The 16536-nt window shown below is 65.6% G+C and carries 15 protein-coding genes; 5 read left to right on the top strand and 10 right to left on the bottom strand.

Features of this window, described 5'->3' with window-relative positions; translation table 11 throughout:
* Positions 1–7 precede the first annotated feature (7 nt).
* From IVB41_RS07755 to IVB41_RS07745, 3 genes are all read right to left on the bottom strand, one after another.
* A complete protein-coding gene (locus IVB41_RS07755; protein ID WP_247403634.1) occupies positions 8–505 on the bottom strand; it encodes a TPM domain-containing protein in 498 nt (165 codons plus the stop codon).
* Between the two features lie 3 nt (positions 506–508).
* The gene (locus tag IVB41_RS07750; protein WP_247428653.1) at positions 509–1399 is read right to left on the bottom strand and encodes a YgcG family protein; all 891 of its coding nucleotides are present in this window, start codon (positions 1397–1399) and stop codon (positions 509–511) included.
* Between the two features lie 132 nt (positions 1400–1531).
* Positions 1532–2134, bottom strand: a complete 603-nt coding sequence (locus tag IVB41_RS07745; protein ID WP_027565244.1) for a LemA family protein — start codon at positions 2132–2134, stop codon at positions 1532–1534.
* Between the two features lie 184 nt (positions 2135–2318).
* On the opposite strand from IVB41_RS07745, the gene IVB41_RS07740 reads away from it, so the two are divergent.
* Genes IVB41_RS07740 through IVB41_RS07730 form a run of 3 tightly spaced genes read left to right on the top strand, consistent with a single transcriptional unit; the run spans position 2319 to position 5539 of the window.
* A complete protein-coding gene (locus tag IVB41_RS07740; RefSeq protein WP_247403639.1) occupies positions 2319–3173 on the top strand; it encodes an enoyl-CoA hydratase in 855 nt (284 codons plus the stop codon).
* 5 nt (positions 3174–3178) lie between these two features.
* Positions 3179–4327 carry an acyl-CoA dehydrogenase family protein gene (locus tag IVB41_RS07735; protein ID WP_247428650.1) on the top strand — a complete coding sequence of 383 codons (1149 nt, stop codon included), beginning with the start codon at positions 3179–3181 and terminating at the stop codon, positions 4325–4327.
* Positions 4328–4342: 15 nt separating this feature from the next.
* Positions 4343–5539: an acyl-CoA dehydrogenase family protein gene (locus IVB41_RS07730; protein WP_247403643.1), complete on the top strand. Its 1197-nt coding sequence runs from the start codon at positions 4343–4345 to the stop codon at positions 5537–5539.
* A 214-nt stretch (positions 5540–5753) separates the two neighbouring features.
* On the opposite strand, the gene IVB41_RS07725 is transcribed toward IVB41_RS07730, so the two are convergent.
* The 3 genes from IVB41_RS07725 to IVB41_RS07715 all read right to left on the bottom strand — a co-directional run bounded on the left by IVB41_RS07725 (position 5754) and on the right by IVB41_RS07715 (position 10210).
* Positions 5754–8075, bottom strand: a complete 2322-nt coding sequence (locus IVB41_RS07725) for a xanthine dehydrogenase family protein molybdopterin-binding subunit (protein ID WP_247428647.1) — start codon at positions 8073–8075, stop codon at positions 5754–5756.
* 233 nt (positions 8076–8308) lie between these two features.
* Complete coding sequence (locus tag IVB41_RS07720; protein ID WP_247428644.1) at positions 8309–9184, bottom strand: dihydrodipicolinate synthase family protein; 876 nt, start codon at positions 9182–9184, stop codon at positions 8309–8311.
* Positions 9185–9244: 60 nt separating this feature from the next.
* Positions 9245–10210, bottom strand: coding sequence for a VOC family protein (locus IVB41_RS07715; RefSeq protein WP_247428641.1), 966 nt, complete (start codon positions 10208–10210; stop codon positions 9245–9247).
* A 194-nt stretch (positions 10211–10404) separates the two neighbouring features.
* Between IVB41_RS07715 and IVB41_RS07710 the strand changes: the two genes are divergently transcribed.
* Together IVB41_RS07710 and IVB41_RS07705 are read left to right on the top strand one after the other, a co-directional pair.
* Entirely contained in the window at positions 10405–11271 is an 867-nt protein-coding gene (locus IVB41_RS07710) for a S1C family serine protease (RefSeq protein ID WP_247428638.1), read from the top strand.
* Positions 11268–11639, top strand: coding sequence for a response regulator transcription factor (locus IVB41_RS07705; protein WP_027565252.1), 372 nt, complete (start codon positions 11268–11270; stop codon positions 11637–11639). Before IVB41_RS07710 ends, IVB41_RS07705 begins: the two co-directional genes overlap by 4 nt.
* On the opposite strand, the gene IVB41_RS07700 is transcribed toward IVB41_RS07705, so the two are convergent.
* The 4 genes from IVB41_RS07700 to IVB41_RS07685 form a co-directional block, all read right to left on the bottom strand.
* The gene (locus tag IVB41_RS07700) at positions 11636–12709 is read right to left on the bottom strand and encodes a HAMP domain-containing sensor histidine kinase (protein WP_247428635.1); all 1074 of its coding nucleotides are present in this window, start codon (positions 12707–12709) and stop codon (positions 11636–11638) included. The two genes, IVB41_RS07705 and IVB41_RS07700, sit on opposite strands and share 4 nt — an antisense overlap.
* A complete protein-coding gene (locus IVB41_RS07695; protein WP_007596553.1) occupies positions 12696–13388 on the bottom strand; it encodes a response regulator transcription factor in 693 nt (230 codons plus the stop codon). Before IVB41_RS07695 ends, IVB41_RS07700 begins: the two co-directional genes overlap by 14 nt.
* A 97-nt stretch (positions 13389–13485) precedes the next feature.
* Positions 13486–13926, bottom strand: coding sequence for a hypothetical protein (locus IVB41_RS07690; RefSeq protein ID WP_081747780.1), 441 nt, complete (start codon positions 13924–13926; stop codon positions 13486–13488).
* Positions 13927–14165: 239 nt separating this feature from the next.
* Positions 14166–16502, bottom strand: a complete 2337-nt coding sequence (locus tag IVB41_RS07685) for a Tex family protein (RefSeq protein WP_247428630.1) — start codon at positions 16500–16502, stop codon at positions 14166–14168.
* Positions 16503–16536: the final 34 nt, after the last annotated feature.

Here is a 16536-nt window from a genome sequence, read left to right as displayed (position 1 = left end):
GCCGGGACTACATCACCACCGGCGCATCCGGCAACTCGTTCGCATGCGGGCCCTGCGGCGGGAAATGCTTTGCCAGCTCGCGGGACACCGCCTCGATCCCGCCGATCACGCCGCGCTCGAATTGCCCTGACCTGAACTCCGCCTCCATCGCGCGGCAGATGCTCTCCCAGCCCTCGGCGCCAACCTTCGCATCGATACCGCGATCGGCGATGATCTCGACATCGCGGTCGGCGAGCAGGAGATAGATCAGGACGCCGTTGTTGTGTGCGGTGTCCCAGATGCGCAGCTGCGAGAACACGTCGAGCGCCCGCTCGCGCGCCGGCTGATTGCGAAACAGCGGGCCGCCATCGAGCGCGCCTTCGATCACGAACCGCACCTGGCCGGAATGCATGGCTTCGCCACGCTTGATCGCCTGCTCGATGCGGTCGAGCACGTCTTTCGGAAACACCTGCTTGGCACGCCAATGATGCTGGAGCAGATGCCGGGTGATGCGCCTGATGCTCATGACCTACCAGCTCCCCGAAGCACCGCCGCCGCCAAAGCTGCCGCCACCGCCGCTGAAGCCGCCGCTCGACGACGACCCGCTGCTCCAGCCGCCGGATGACGAGCCGCTCGACCACGAGCCGCGACGCGAGGATCCCGTGCCCGATCCCGCCCCAAACAGATCGGCAATAAACGTCAGAACAGCGCCGAGCAAACCGACACCTAGTCCAATGATCGCAGAGCCGATCACGAACCAGGCGATGACACCAACGATCGCTCCGGTTATCCCCGAACCGAACAGCCGCCCGAACATGGAGCGCAGGATACCGCCGATGACCAGCGGGCCGAACAGCAGAAAGAAAAAGAGCGGCTCGATGTCGTTCCAATCGCCGAAATTCACGCTCCGCGAGGGCGTCGGCAGCGGCTCGCCATCGATGACGCGGATCATGCGATCGACGCCCGCCGTGATGCCGCCGGCGAAATCGCCACTCCTGAATTTCGGCGTGATGGCTTCGTCGATGATGCGCCGCGACGTGACGTCGGTGAGCGAGCCCTCGAGGCCGTAACCGACCTCAATGCGGAGGTGCCGGTCGTTCTTGGCCACCACGAGGATGGCGCCGTCGTCGACCTTCTTGCGTCCGATCTTCCAGGCCTCCGCAACGCGGATCGCGAACTGCTCGATGGTCTCCGGATCCGTCGTCGGCACGATCAGGACGACGAGCTGGCTGCCTTTGCGGGTCGCGAAGTCCTGCAGCTTTTGCGACAGCGCGGCGATGTCGCCGCTGGAGAGCGTGCCGGTCTGATCGACCAAGCGGCCGGTGAGCTGGGGTATGGCGACATCGGCTGAGGCGGGAAGCGCAAAGGTGAACAGGAGCGCGACCGTGATGGCAACACGCCACCACACACTCGCTGTCATCGCCCGGCTCGACCGGGCGATCCAGTATTCCAGAGACGCCAGCGGGATATGGTGAAGCCGCGGCGTACTGGATTTCCCGCTTTCGCGGGGAATGACAGTGGTGGGTGGGGTATGCATCGGGGTCGAAGGCACTTACTTCGATGGCGCCGGATTGAAATCGACCTTCGGTGCGGTCGAGATTTCCTTCTCGTTCGCGACCGAGAAGTTCGGCTTCTCCTTGTAGCCGAACACCATCGCGGTGACATTGCTCGGGAACGAACGGATGGTGACGTTATAGTCCTGCACCGCCTTGATGTAGCGGTTGCGCGCCACCGTGATGCGGTTCTCGGTGCCCTCGAGCTGCGACATCAGATCCTTGAACAGCGCGTCCGACTTGAGCTGCGGGTAGTTCTCGGTGACCACGAGCAGCCGGGACAGCGCGCCGGAGAGCTCGCCCTGGGCCGCCTGGAATTTCTGGAATGCGGCGGGATCGTTCAGCACCTCGGGCGTCGCCTGGATGCTGCCGACCTTGGCGCGAGCATTGGTGACGCCAAGCAGCACGTCCTTCTCCTGCTGCGCAAAACCCTTCACCGAGTTGACGAGGTTGGGCACGAGATCGGCGCGGCGCTGATACTGGTTCACGACCTCGGACCAGTTGGCCTTGATCTGCTCGTCCTCGCTCTGGATCGCGTTATAGCCGCAATTGGTGAGGCTCAACGAGGCCAGCGCCGCCAGCACGGTCAGGATCTTGCGCATCAAATTTCTCCCGGTGGAATCGGGCGCAAGCTACCAGATTGCGCGCGCGAGATGCCAGACATCTTGCGTCCCGGCCGTGGCCTGTGAAAAGCAGCCGATGTACGCAAGCCTCTTGCTTAATCCCGGCTGTAATAGTCAACTTGAGGGAACAATAATGCCAGGTCGGGAACGCCAGGGGAACGCGATGAGCTCGTTCGAGACCATCCTCGTGGAGAGGCCGGAGCCGGCGATTGCCCGGGTCGTGATGAACCGGCCCGACGCGCGCAACGCGCAGAACCTGCAAATGACCTACGATCTCAACGCCGCCTTCGATCAGGCGGTGCAGGACGATGCGGTCAAGGTGATCATTCTGGCCGGCAATGGTCCGCACTTCTCCTCAGGCCATGACCTGCGACCCGGCAGCAAGAATGAAGCGGGCGTGGATTTTCCGCCGATCGGAAATTGGGGCGGCTTCGCCGAAGCAAACGCTCATGGCCGCTTCGCGCGCGAGCAGGAGATCTATCTCCAGATCACGCGGCGCTGGCGCAACCTCGCCAAGCCGACCATTGCCGAGGTGCACGGCAAATGCATCGCCGGCGGCCTGATGCTGGCCTGGGCGTGCGATCTCATCGTCGCCAGCGACGATGCGCAGTTCTGCGATCCCGTGGTCACCATGGGTGTCTGCGGCGTCGAATGGTTCGTGCATCCCTGGGAGCTCGGCCCGCGCAAGGCCAAGGAATTTCTGTTCACGGCCGATAGCTGGAGCGCGCAGGAGGCGCATCAACTCGGGATGGTCAACCGGGTCGTGCCGCGCGCAGAGCTGTCATCCGCCGTGCTGGCGCTGGCGCGCAAAATCGCGTCAAAACCGTCCTTTGCGCTGAAGCTGACCAAGGAGGCGGTGAATCGTTCGGTTGACGTGATGGGCCAACCGGCCGCAATCGACCAGGCCTTTACGCTGCATCAGCTCTGTCACGCGCATAATCTTCAGGAATTCGGCATGGTAGTCGATCCATCCGGCCTGCACCCCTCCGTGCGCAAGCCGCCGGCGGCCGCGGAGTAGATACGATGGATCTCAATCTCACCGACGAGCAACGGCTGCTGCGCGAAAGCGCGGGGCGCTTCGTGGCCGAAAGCTACGATGCCGATCACCGCCGCAAGATGGCGAACGATCCGCTCGGCTTCAGTCCGGCGGTGTGGAAACAATTCGCAGAACTGGGCTGGCTGGCGCTGCCGATTGCGGAAGAGTTTGGCGGGCTCGGCGGCAGCGCGGTCGAGATCGGCATTCTGATGGAAGCCTTCGGTCGCGGGCTGGTGTCGGAGCCGTATATCGCGACGGTCGTGCTTGGCGCTGCGTTGATCGAGCGGTGCGGCAGCACGGCGCAGAAGCAGGCAATCCTGCCGAAGATCGCGGAGGGATCGTTGAAGCTTGCGCTCGCGCATTCCGAGCGCGCGGCGCGGTTCGATCTTGCCAAGGTCGCAACCACCGCCCACAAGACGGCGCAAGGCTGGCGCCTGGCCGGCAGCAAGATTGCCGTGCTCGACGGCCACGCCGCCGACGAGATCATCGTCTCCGCGCATATCCATGATCATCAGGGCCCCTCCGGCCGCATCGGCCTGTTCCTGCTGCCGGCGACGACTCCGAGTGTCGCGATCTCCGACTACGAGCGGCTCGGCGGCGGGCGCGCCTGCAACATCGAGCTGTCGGATGCGCAACTGCCGGAGGATGCCTTGCTCGGCAACGGGCACGACGCGCTGCCGGCCATCGAATGGGCTGTTGACCGCGCCATGGCTGCGCTTAGCGCCGAGGCCGTCGGCATCATGCAGGTGCTGCTGGACACCACGCTGGAGTACACAAAGATCCGAAAGCAATTCGGCCGGCCGCTCTCGGCCAATCAGGTGATCCGCCACCGCCTCGCCGACATGGCGGTGCAGGTCGACGAAGCGCGTTCGATGGCGCTGCGCGCCGCGCTGAAGGTCGACGCCGATCCGGTCGAGCGCGCGCGGGCGGCGTCGGGCGCGAAGGCGAAGATCGGCAGATCCGCGCGTTTCGTCGGCGAGCATTCGATCCAGCTTCACGGCGGCATGGGCGTCACCGAGGAGCTCGAGGTCGGCGCTTATTTCAAGCGGCTGGTCGCGTTCGACACGTTGTTCGGCGGCAGCGCGCACCACTATGGCCGCCACGCCCTGCTTGGCCGCGGCACCGTGCCGGCCTGACACAAGGAGCGCATCATGGACCTGTCGTTCAATGCCGAGGAGCGCGCCTTCCAGGACGAGGTGCGCGGCTTCATTGCCAAGAATCTCACCGAGGAGATGAAGCGCGCGACCGCGCTGACGCCGTCGGTGTTCTCCGACCCCGATATCGGCATGGCCTGGCAGCGCACGCTGCACAAGCAAGGCTGGGGCGCGCCGGGCTGGCCGGTCGAGCATGGCGGTCCCGACTGGACGCCGGCGCAGCGCTGGATCTTCGAGACCGAAAGCGCGCGGGCCGGCGTGCCCAATGTCAACGTGATGGGCGTGAAGATGGTCGGCCCTGTCATCATCGGCTTCGGCTCGGCGGAGCAGAAGAACTTCTACCTGCCGCGCATTCTGTCCGGCGAGGATTATTGGTGCCAGGGCTATTCCGAGCCGGGCTCCGGCTCCGATCTCTCCTCGCTGAAGACGCGCGCGGTGCGCGACGGCGACGACTACATCATCAACGGCACCAAGATCTGGACCACGCATGCCCATCACGCCAACCGCATGTTCGCGCTGGTGCGCACCAGCGACGGCCCGCGGCAGCAGGACGGCATCAGCTTCATCCTGATCGACATGAAGACGCCGGGCATCACGACGCGCCCGATCCTCACCATCGGCGGCGACCACGAGGTCAACCAGGTATTCTTCGACGACGTGCGCGTTCCCGTGGCGAACCGCGTCGGCGAGGAAGGCAAGGGCTGGACCTACGGCAAGTATCTGCTCGAGTTCGAGCGCGGCTCCGGCATTGCGTCGGCAAAATTGCGCGAAGGGCTGAAGGCGATCGCGGGTCTCGCCGAGTCCGACTTGACGGGCCGCGCGATCGACAGTCCTGATATCGCGACGCGCATCTCCGAGGTCGAGGTTGACATCGACGCGCTGGAGATGACCGAGCTGCGCGTGCTGTCGGCGCTGCAGACCGGACAGAATCCCGGCGCGGTGTCGTCGATCCTGAAGCTGCGCAACAGCGAGATCCGGCAGGCCGTGACCCGGCTCGGCGCCGACGTGATCGGCCATGACGCCCTCGCGGTCGAGCCGATGCGCCCGCTCTACAGGCTCAACCATGAGCCAGCGATGCCGGAGGAGATGCTGACGGTGGTGCCGGAATATCTCAACGGACGCGCCTACACGATCTTCGGCGGCACCTCGGAGATCCAGCGCGATATTATTGCGAAGATGATGTTGGGGATTTGAACCGGCGAGCAATTTGGCAACGCACGCATCACAAACTCAATGTCGTCCCGGCGAAGGCCGGGACCCATACGCCGTGACGAAGTTGGCGTGCGTAGCTGGTAACCACCAGCCGTCGCCAAATTAGACTCGGTGGCTATGGGTCCCGGCCCCCCGTGCGCAATGGCGCACTAGGCCGGGACGACGGCGGAAATCGCCGCCACAGCGCGGGCTACACCTACCCCACCTTCGCGTCCTTGATCGCCTGCCAGATCTTCTGCGGCGTCAAGGGCGTGTTGAGCTGGGTGATGCCGAGCTCGGCGAGCGCATCCATCACGCCGTTGGTGACGCAGGGGGGGCCGCCAATGGCGCCGGATTCGCCGCAGCCCTTGGCGCCGAGCGGATTGGTGCGGCAGGGCGCGGAATCATCGAGCGTCACCACGATCGGCGGAACGTCGTCGGCGCGCGGGATGCAGTAGTCCTGGTAGCTTGCGGTGAGCAGCTGTCCGTCGGCATCATAGGACACGCCCTCATACAGCGCCTGGCCGATGCCTTGTGCGACACCCCCATGGATCTGGCCGGTGACCAGCATCGGGTTCACGGCGACACCGACGTCGTCGACGGTCGTGTAGCGCACGACCTTGGAGTTGCCGGTCTCCGGATCGATCTCGACCTCGCAGATATGCGTGCCGTTCGGCCAGCTCGGACCATCGACCTCGCCTTCGGAATCGACGCTGAGTTTTGCGCCGCTCTCCTTCTCTGCAATATCGAACAGGCTGATGCGGCGGTCGGTGCCGACCACGGTGAGCATGCCGCCCTGGTACTCGATGTCTTCGATCGAGGTCTCCAGCACGTTCGCCGCCTTCTCGCGCGCCTTCTGGATCAGATCGTTGGAGGAGACCGCGACCGCCGTGCCGCCGACGAACAGCGACCGCGAGCCGACGCTGCCAAAGCCCGTCGCCAGATCGGTGTCGCCCTGGACCACGTCGATCTTGTCCATGGCAATGCCGAGCGTGTCGGAGATCATCTGGGTGTAGGTGGTCTGCAGCCCCTGCCCCATTGCCATGGTGCCGGAATGCAGGATGACGCGGCCTTCCGACGTCGCGTGCAGGCTGACCTTCTCGGTGTGGGCGCGGCCGCCGGTCCATTCGATATAGGAGGTGAGCCCGCGGCCGTAGAGCAGGCCCCTTTTCTTCGCGGCCTTCTTGCGCGCGGCAAAGCCGTCCCAGTCGGCGAGCTTCACGGCGCGATCGAGCATGTGCGCGAAGGCGCCAGAATCGTAAACCTGCCCCGCCGCATTGGTATAGGGCAGTTGCGCCGGCTTGATGTAGTTGGCTTTCCGGATCGCACGCGGATCCATGCCGATTTTTCGTGCGGCCGCGTCGAACAGGCGCTCGACGATGAACACGGCTTCCGGGCGACCCGCACCGCGATAGGCGCCGACGGGCGCGGTGTGAGTCATCACCGACTTCACCTCGAAATGCACCAGCGGCAGATCGTAGACGCCGGTCTGCACGAACGGGCCCAGCACCAGCGGAATGATGTTGGCCGCGCCCGAGGAATACGCGCCGGTGCAGCCGATCGAGCTGACGCGATAGGCCAGCACCTTGCCTTTCTCGTCGAGTGCGAAGGAAGCGGTCGAGGTCAGATCGCGGCCATGGGTGCCGCCGACGAATTCGTCGGTGCGGTCCCCGCGCCAGCGGATTTTTTTGTTCAGCTTGGTTGCGGCATAGGCGACGATACCGTCTTCGGGATAGAGGTTGGTCTTCTGGCCAAAGCCGCCGCCGATATCGCCGACCAGCACGCGAACGCTGTCCTTCGGACGCTTCAGTACGGCCTCGGCCAGCACGTCGCGAGTCGAGGCGGGCGTCTGCGACTGCACATGCAGCAGTAGGCGGCCGGATTTCTTGTCGATCTCGGCAATGGTCGAGCGCGGCTCCATGGCTGACGGCACCAGGCGCTGGCTGACGAGATCGAGCTCGACGGTATGCGCCGCCTTGGCAAAAGCCTCGTCCACTTTGGCGGCATCGCCGTAAGCCATCGCGCCGACGACGTTGTCGGGCGCCTCCGGCCACACCAATGGCGCGCCGGGCTTGACCGCCTCGACGGGATCGACCACCGCCGGCTGCACGTCATATTCGACCACGATCGCTTCGGCTGCGCTCTGCGCGTCGGCACGCGAGGAGGCCACTACGGCGGCCACGGCCTCGCCGGCATAGCGCACGATTTCGTGCGCCAGCAGGCGGCGTGGCGGCACCGTCATCGGCTTGCCGTCGGGGCGCTTGAAGATGCTCAAGGTCGGGATGACGCCGATGTCGTCCTTGATGAGGTCGGCGCCGGTGTAGACCGCGGTCACGCCGGGCATCGCAGTGGCGGCGCTGGTGTCGACCGAGACGATCTTCGCGTGGGCATGCGGCGAGCGCAGCAGGTACAGCCACAGCGCGCCATCTTCCGGCTTGTCGTCGATGAACTGCCCCTTCCCGGTGAGCAGCCGCTGGTCTTCCAAACGCTTGACGGGTTGCCCCGCTCCGAAACGCAAATTGCCGGGAAGAATGTTCATTCAGTGGGGTCCTCAGGGTCTTTTCGAAACTGCGGGCCGCCTTTTAGCGGATCGATCAAGGGCATACCAGCCGCGCTTTTAGGTGGTATATCCGCGATTTCGTCATGCCCGGGCTTGTCCCGGGCATCCACGTACTTTTCGTGTGGAGGCGCGTGGATGGCCGGGACATAGGCGAGCGAAAGCGACGCCGTCCTTCGGGCGGCTATGCCCGGCCATGACGACGAGGGGACCGGCTACGCCAGCTCCCGCAAGGCCGCTTCCACGACCTTGCGCGCATCGGCGGTGAGTGCGGCCTGCGGCGGGACGGGATCGCCGACGTCGTAGCCCTGGAAGGCCAATCCGGCCTTGATGCAGGCCGCCAGGTTGAAGCGGGCAAAAGCCTCGTTGATGCGCCACAGCCTGCGCTGGAGCGCCATCGCCTCGTCCCAGCGACCGGCCTTGCAGAGGTCGTACAGCGCGACGCTCTGGCGCGGGATGATGCAGGCCGGGCCCGCCATCCAGCCGAGGCTTCCGATCAGCATCACCGCGGCCGGGATATGGGCGGAGGCCGAGAACACCCGCAAGGCATCGCCGCAGCGATTCATGATCGAGAGCAGCCGGCCGGTGTTGGTCGAGGCGTCCTTGATATAGCCGATGCGGGGATGTTCGGCGAGGCGCGCGATGACGTCGAGGGTCAAATCAGAGCGCTGGAATTGCGGATTGGTATAGATGACGACCGGGATGTTCACGGTATCGGCGATGGCGCGGAAATAAGATTCGATTTGAACGTCGGCGAGCGGGAAATACGCTTCCAGGATCGCCAGAATGCCGTCGGCGCCGAGCTTCTGATACGCTATCGCCTGCGCCACCGCGTCAGCCGTCGAGGTGGAGGCAACGCCCGCAACCACAGGCACACGTCCCTTTGCCGCCTCGATCGTGGTCTGCACGACCGCTGTGCGTTGGGCGGCGTTGAGATAGGCGAACTCGCCGGTCGAGCCGAGCGGGGTCAGACCATGGACGCCGGCGCCGATCAGATCGTCGCAGAGCTTTGCGAGGACGTTCGTCCGCACCGCGCCGTCGGCATCGACGGGCGATACGAGATAGGGGAAGACACCGCGAAAATCGGGCATGTCAGGGGACCCGGAGACTGGTTTGCACCTGACGGGTCTTAGCAACGCCGGCGCAGGCGATCAAACCCTGATCAACCGCACCCGCGTGCCCCAGGGATCGATCGCCTCCACGCCATTGGCCAGCCCCGTGACTTTCGCACCGCCCTTGCGCAGGCGCTCGTCCTGCGCGGCAAGCAGGTCCGGCTTCTCCGTCACCAGCGAGAACCAGGCGAGCCCTGTTGCCTGATCGTCGCGTTGGCCGGCACCCTGGCTCTGCCAGACGTTCATGCCGAGGTGATGGTGGTAGCGGCCCGACGACAGGAACGCGGCACCGTTGCGGCTGCGGGTCGGGTCCAGGCCGATGGCACCGTGGTAGAAGCGCTCGGCCTGTGCGAGGTCGCCGACGCGCAGATGCATGTGGCCGATGCGCAGACCGTCCGGCGCCTTGGCATAATCAGGCACGCGCGTATTGGTCAGCGACAGCAGGTCGGGAATGTTGAGCTCGTCGGACGCCATCTTCACGCTGCCCTCGCTCCACTGCCATTGCGCGGGATCGCGGTCGGCATAGACCTCGATCCCGTTGCCTTCGGGATCGTCGAGATAGACGGATTCGCTGACGAGGTGATCGGCGAAGCCCGAAAGCGGCACACGATGCGAAGCGGCTGCCACCAGCCAGCGCGCCAGGTCCTTGCGGGTCGGCATCAGGAAGGCGGTGTGGTAGAGGCCCGCGGCGTTGCGCGGCTCGATTGTGGCATCGGGACGGGCCTCGAGCACCAGCAGCGTGATACCGGCTGTGCCGAGCTTGGCGGCGCTGGCAGAGCGCTCCATCACGGTGAGGCCGATCACGTCGCGATAGTAGTCGGCGACCTTGTCGAGGTTCTTCACCCGGAGCGTCACCATGCCGACCCGCATCGGCGTGCGGCTGGCGTAGGTCGGCCCGCCGCCCTGCGGTGCGCCCTCGGCCCGCGCCGCGCCCGCAGCCGCCATTGCCAGCGAGGTGGCGCCGGCGAGTTGAAGCAGGGTGCGGCGGGTGAGGTAGATGGTCATCGGTCAGGCTCGCTGAAAATCGTGAAGGCGGCGCAATTTCGCGATTGCTACACGTTCCCGTGAGCGGCTCCCAATCACATGTTCGTCGGCAGTGGTCGTATGAATCAGCTTCCCTGCTCATTTCCTGGCCATGCGGCCAGTTACGCGATCGCCCGCGACATCCCAGATTGACGGCAGCTTTACAGGAGCCTCCCATGACCGAACCCACCCCCCTGTCCTCGCTGTCGTCCGCGCTCGCGGATGTGGTGGCGCGCACCGCGCCGTCCGTCGTCACCGTGCATTCGCATCGCTCCCGCGCCACCGGGTTCGTTTGGAAGCCCGGCCTGATCGTCACCGCCGACGAGGCGCTGGCCGATGAGGGGGACATCGAGATCGGCCTCCCCGACGGCAGCACCGCAGCCGCCACGATTGCAGGCCGCGACCATACGACGGACATCGCGCTGCTGCGCGCCGATAGCGCGCTGACCCCGGTCAAGCTGGCAACAATTGTCCCGCCCCTCGGCGCGTTGTCGGTCGTCGTCGCCACCAACCGCGATACGCCGAGCGCCGCGCTCGGGATGGTGTCGCTGTCCGGCAAGAGCTGGCGCTCCTTGCGCGGCGGCGACATCGACGCGCGGATCGAGATCGATGTCCGCTTGCGCTCCAGCCAGCAGGGCGGCCTCGCGCTCGATGCATCGGGCGAGGCCTTCGGCATGGCCGTGCTAGGCCCGAGGCGTGTGCTGGTGATCCCGACAGCGACGATCGAGCGGGTCGCGGCACAGTTGGAGGCCCGCGGCCGCATCGCACGCGGGTATCTCGGCCTCGGGCTGCAGCCGGTCCGGCTCGACGACGGCGTCGGCGCGATGGTGATGAATGTCGACAAGGCCGGCCCTTCGGCCGCGGCCGGCATTCGCCAGGGCGACGTCATCGTCGCCGTCAACGACCAGAAGCTGTCCGGCGTACGCGCGCTGTCGCGGACGCTGGGTCCGGCGAGCGTGGGCGCGGTGGTCGATATCGCGGCGCGCCGCGGCGGCGAGCCGGTCAGCTTCAAGGTTACGATCGGCGAGAGGCCGGCGGCGTGAGCGAGGACATCGCGCCCGAGATCGTGCTGGCTTTGGAGATCGACGATCCCGCCCTCGCCGATCGCCTGGCTGCTCTGCTCGGCAATATCGCCGGGCTTCGCCTCGCCGGACCCGGCGAGAAGGCCGCAGCGGCGATCGTCACCCGCGATCCGCGCATCATGCCTGACGACATCGCGCTGACACAGCGCGAGCTCGATGTGCTAGCGTTGATGGCGGAAGGTGGCTCCAACAAGATGATCGCGCGTCAGCTCGGCATTTCCGTGCACACCGTGAAATTCCATGTCGGCTCGCTGCTCGACAAGCTCGATGCCACCGGCCGAACCGATGCGGTGGCACATGCGGCACGCCGCGGCGTGATCGAACTCTAGGGCGGATGCGGCGGGAAACTGAGCTGGACCGTCAGGCCCAGCGTGTTGTCGTGCAGGGCAATCTCGGCGCCATGGAGGCGAGCGACCGCGGCGACCAGGCTTAAACCAAGGCCGTTACCAGGGGTGTAGCGGCTCTGCTCCAGCCGGTAGAAGCGTTTGAACACGTGATCGCGCTGATCCGCCGGAATGCCTGGACCGTCGTCGACGATCGCGATCACTGCCCCCTCGTTGGCACTGCGGCAGGTGACGGTCACCTGCCCGCCCTTGCGGCCGTGCTTGATCGCGTTATCGACGAGATTGGCGACGGCGTCGAACAGAAGGTCGCGATCACCAATAATCGCCACCTCGCGGTCGCCGCCCAGGCTGAGCCGCGTCGCGACCTGTTCGGCGGCGGCATCGTAGAGCTCGACGACCTCGCCGGCGATTTCGGCGAGATTGAGGGTGCGAAACGCGCTGCGGCGGGCGCGGGTCTCGATCTCCGAGATGCGGGTGATTGAGGCGAACATGCCGAGCACGGCGTCGAGATCGGCGATGGTGTCGCCGATCAGCACCGCGTCGGCCTCGCCGTTGCGAGGGGTGTGATAGGCCTTCTCCAGCCGGCCGCGCATGCGCGTCAGCGGCGTGCGCAAATCATGGGCAACGTTGTCGCTGACCTGCTTGACCTCGCCCATCAAAGTCTCGATGCGGTCGAGCATCTGGTTGAGGTTTTCGGCGACACGGTCCCACTCGTCGTGACTGCCGCGCAAGGGAATGCGCTGGTCGAGGCCGGACATCATGATGGCGCGGCTGGTGGCGTTGATCTCCTCGATTCGCCCGACCGTGCGGCGCGTCACCAGCACCGCGGCGAGCCCCGCGAGCACCAGCATCAGCACCGCGACAGCGGCCATTGCGAGCTCGATCATCGCGGTGAAGCCGCTGTGATCGCCGGCATCGCCGACACGGTTCTGCACATAGGCGATCGTGCCGAAATAGACATAGGCCATGATCGCCGCGACGATCAGCCCGAACGCCGCGATCGCGATCAGCGCCAGGCGGAAGGTCGAGGAGCGGAGCGTTTTAGCCAGGAGCACGGAGACAATATCCGATGCCGCGGATGGTGTGGATCAGTGGATAGGCCTGGGCATCATCGACCTTGCGGCGGACGCGACCGACATAGACGTCGATGATGTTGGTGGAGGGATCGAAGTGCAGATCCCAGACATGCTGGAGCAGCATCGCACGCGAGACGACGCGGCCCTCGTTACGGACGAGATATTCGAGCAGCTGGAATTCCCGCGGCAACAGCGGAATCTTCCGGCCGCGGCGGCTCGCGCTCCGCGCGATCAGATCGATGGCGAGATCGCCGACCCGCAGGATCGTCTCCTTGGCAACGGTGTCGCTGCGCCGGCCGAGTGCCTCCAGCCGCGCCAGCAATTCGGTGAAGGAGAACGGCTTGACGAGATAATCGTCGCCGCCGGCGCGCAAGCCCCGCACGCGATCGTCGACCTCGCCAAGTGCGGAAATGATCAGGAACGGCGCGGCGATGCCGTCGTCGCGCAACTGGCGCATCACGCTGATGCCGTCGATGTCGGGCAGCATGCGGTCGATGGTGATCACGGCATAGTCGCGCGCGGCGCCGTGGCTGAGGGCTTCGCGCCCCGTGGCGGCGAGATCGACGTCGTAGCCAGAAATCGTCAGCTCCTCGACGAGTTGGCCTGCGGTTTCCGCATCGTCCTCGACGACCAGAATGCGGCGGTGACCTCCGGACATGACAAACTCCGCGCGACGATCGCCACCAGACTATCCCGTTCCGGGGCTGAGCGGAACCGCCCGATGACGATCGCGACAATGGTGCGGTACGGCGATGCTAGTACCAAGAGTCTCCGCACACATTGACCCATTGCCACCCATAGGGCGTCAAGCTCCTGCGCCAGCAGCCGTCATTGTAGCCGGCATAGTAATAGGGCGCACCGAAGACGGCGAAACGACGGAAGTGATGGTGGTGGAAGGCATGGTGGCCGTGCCAGCCGGCGCCGGCAAAGCGTGGTCCGATCGCGCCATGCGCAAAGCGTGGTCCACCGAAGCCTGCTCCGCCAACATGGGCAAAGCGCGCACCGCCCACATGCATGCCGCCGAAGCCACCGGCGTGCATACCGCCACCGAAATGCCCACCACCGCCGAAATGTCCGCCACCGCCGAAGCCGCCATGTCCGCCACCACCGCCACCTCTGGCGAGCACCGGTGAAGCGAGCGCCATCACCGCTGCGATCGTCACCGCGGTGAGGCCTTTGAGAAGCCTGTTGTCCATCGAAGCATCCTCCGTGCTGCGCGGCGATATTTCTACCGCGCGAGAAGGATCAGATGAGAGCAAGGGACAGGCGCCTTCAACTTACAAACGCGCCAGATTCTGACGCCGGTGTTAGGGAGAGGACCCGCTCTCTCCTCGTCATTGCGAGGAACCCTTGCGACGAAGCAATCCAGAGTCCCGCTGTGGAAAGATTCTGGATTGCTTCGCTGCGCTCGCAATGACGACGCGGATAGAAGAAGCTACGCCCGCTTGCCGCCGTTCTTCTCCGCCGCGCGGCGCAGCGCTTCGGCGAGTGCGCCGCCGCCGGAAGATTCCTGCTGGCGCGGGGCCGACGATGTCATGCGGGAGGGGTTGCGTGAGCTGTTGTCCCGCTGCATGCCGGGGGCGTCCTTCTTGGCGCCGACCTCGTCGTCGAGGCGCAGTGTCAACGAGATGCGCTTGCGCGCGACCTCGAAGTCCAGCACCTTCACCTTGACGATGTCGCCGGGCTTCACCACCTCGCGCGGATCCTTGATGTAGGTCCTGGACATCGCCGAAATGTGCACCAGGCCGTCCTGGTGCACGCCGATGTCGACGAAGGCGCCGAACGCGGCGACGTTGGTCACGGTGCCCTCGAGGATCATGCCCTTCTTGAGGTGCTTGATCTCCTCGACGCCATCCATGAACACAGCGGCCTTGAATGCCGGACGCGGGTCGCGACCGGGCTTCTCGAGCTCGCGCAGGATGTCGGTGACGGTCGGCAGACCAAACGTCTCGTCCACAAAGTCTTTCGGCTTCAGCGTGCGAACGATGTCGCTGCTGCCGATCAGCGCCTTGATGTCGCTCTTGGTGGCGCTGAGAATCCGGCGCACCACCGGATAGGCTTCCGGATGCACGCCGGAGGCGTCGAGCGGATCCTCGCCGCCGAGGATGCGCAGGAAGCCCGCGCACTGCTCGAACGCCTTGGGACCGAGCCGCGGCACGTCCTTCAGCGCCTTGCGCGACTTGAACGGCCCGTTGGCGTCGCGGTGTGCCACGATGCTCGAGGCGAGGCCGGAGCCGACACCCGACACGCGCGCGAGCAGCGGAGCGGACGCGGTGTTGACGTCGACGCCGACTGCGTTCACGCAGTCTTCGACCACCGCATCGAGCGATTTGGCGAGCTTGGCCTGGCCGAGGTCGTGCTGGTACTGGCCGACCCCGATCGCCTTGGGTTCGATCTTGACGAGTTCGGCGAGCGGATCCTGAAGCCGCCGCGCGATTGACACCGCACCGCGCAGGGTGACGTCGAGATCAGGCAATTCCTCCGAGGCGAAAGCCGAGGCCGAATAGATCGACGCGCCGGCTTCCGACACCACGATCTTGGTCATCTTCAAGTCGGGCAGACCCTTGACGAGGTCGGCCGCGAGCTTGTCGGTCTCGCGCGAGGCGGTGCCGTTGCCGATCGCGATCAGCTCGACGCGATGTTTCAGCGCGAGCTTGCCGAGGCTCGCAAGCGCCTCGTTCCACTGCCGCTGCGGCTCGTGCGGATAGATCACGGCGGTATCCACCACCTTGCCGGTCGCGTCGGTGACGGCGACCTTGACGCCGGTGCGGAAGCCGGGATCGAGGCCCATGGTGACGCGGGTGCCGGCTGGCGCCGCGAGCAGCAAGTCGCGCAAATTGGACGCGAACACGCGCACGGCCTCGGTCTCGGCGGCATTCCACAGCCGCATGCGCAGGTCGATGTTGAGATGCACCTGGATCTTGGTGCGCCAGGCCCAGCGCACGGTATCGATCATCCAGCGGTCGCCGGCGCGCTTGAGGTCGGCGATGCCGAACCGCTTCATGATCTTCAGCTCATAGACACTCGGCACGCCCGGCGGCGATGCTTCGGTCTCGGCCTGGATCTGGAGATCGAGGATCTCTTCCTTCTCCCCGCGGAACATCGCGAGGATACGGTGCGAGGGCAGCTTCGTCAGCGGCTCGGAGAACTCGAAATAGTCGGCAAACTTTTCGCCCTCGGTCTTCTTGCCGTCGCGTACCTTGGATGCCATGCGCGCATTGGTCCACACCTCCTCGCGAAGCGCGCCGATCAGATCGGCGTCTTCGTCGAAACGCTCGACCAGGATGGCGCGGGCGCCGTCGAGTGCCGCAGCGGCATCTGCAACGCCCTTCTCTGCATTGACGAAAGCTTCGGCGACGACCTTCGGATCGTTGGTGGGCTCGGCCATGAGCTGATTGGCGAGCGGCTCGAGGCCGGCTTCCTTGGCGATCTCCGCCTTGGTGCGGCGCTTCGGCTTGAAGGGCAGATAGATGTCTTCGAGGCGCGCCTTGCTGTCGGCGGCGAGAATGGAGGCTTCCAGCGCGGCATCGAGCTTGCCCTGCTCGCGGACCGATTCGAGGATGGCCTTGCGGCGGTCCTCGAGCTCGCGCAGGTAACCCAGGCGTTCCTCCAGCGTGCGCAATTGCGCGTCGTCGAGCGCACCGGTCGCTTCCTTGCGGTAGCGGGCGATGAAGGGAACCGTGGCGCCGCCGTCGAGCAGCGCCACAGTCGCCTCGACCTGCTCCGCCCGAACCCCAAGCTCCTGCGCAATTTTCTGGTTGATATTTGCCACGCGAGAACCCCTCTATCCAAGCACGCATCGCGGA

The sequence above is a fragment of the Bradyrhizobium sp. 44 genome (genome assembly GCF_023073095.1).
Lineage (GTDB): Bacteria > Pseudomonadota > Alphaproteobacteria > Rhizobiales > Xanthobacteraceae > Bradyrhizobium.
Note: the sequence above shows the minus strand (reverse complement) of the source record. Positions and strands in the feature narration are given on the sequence as shown.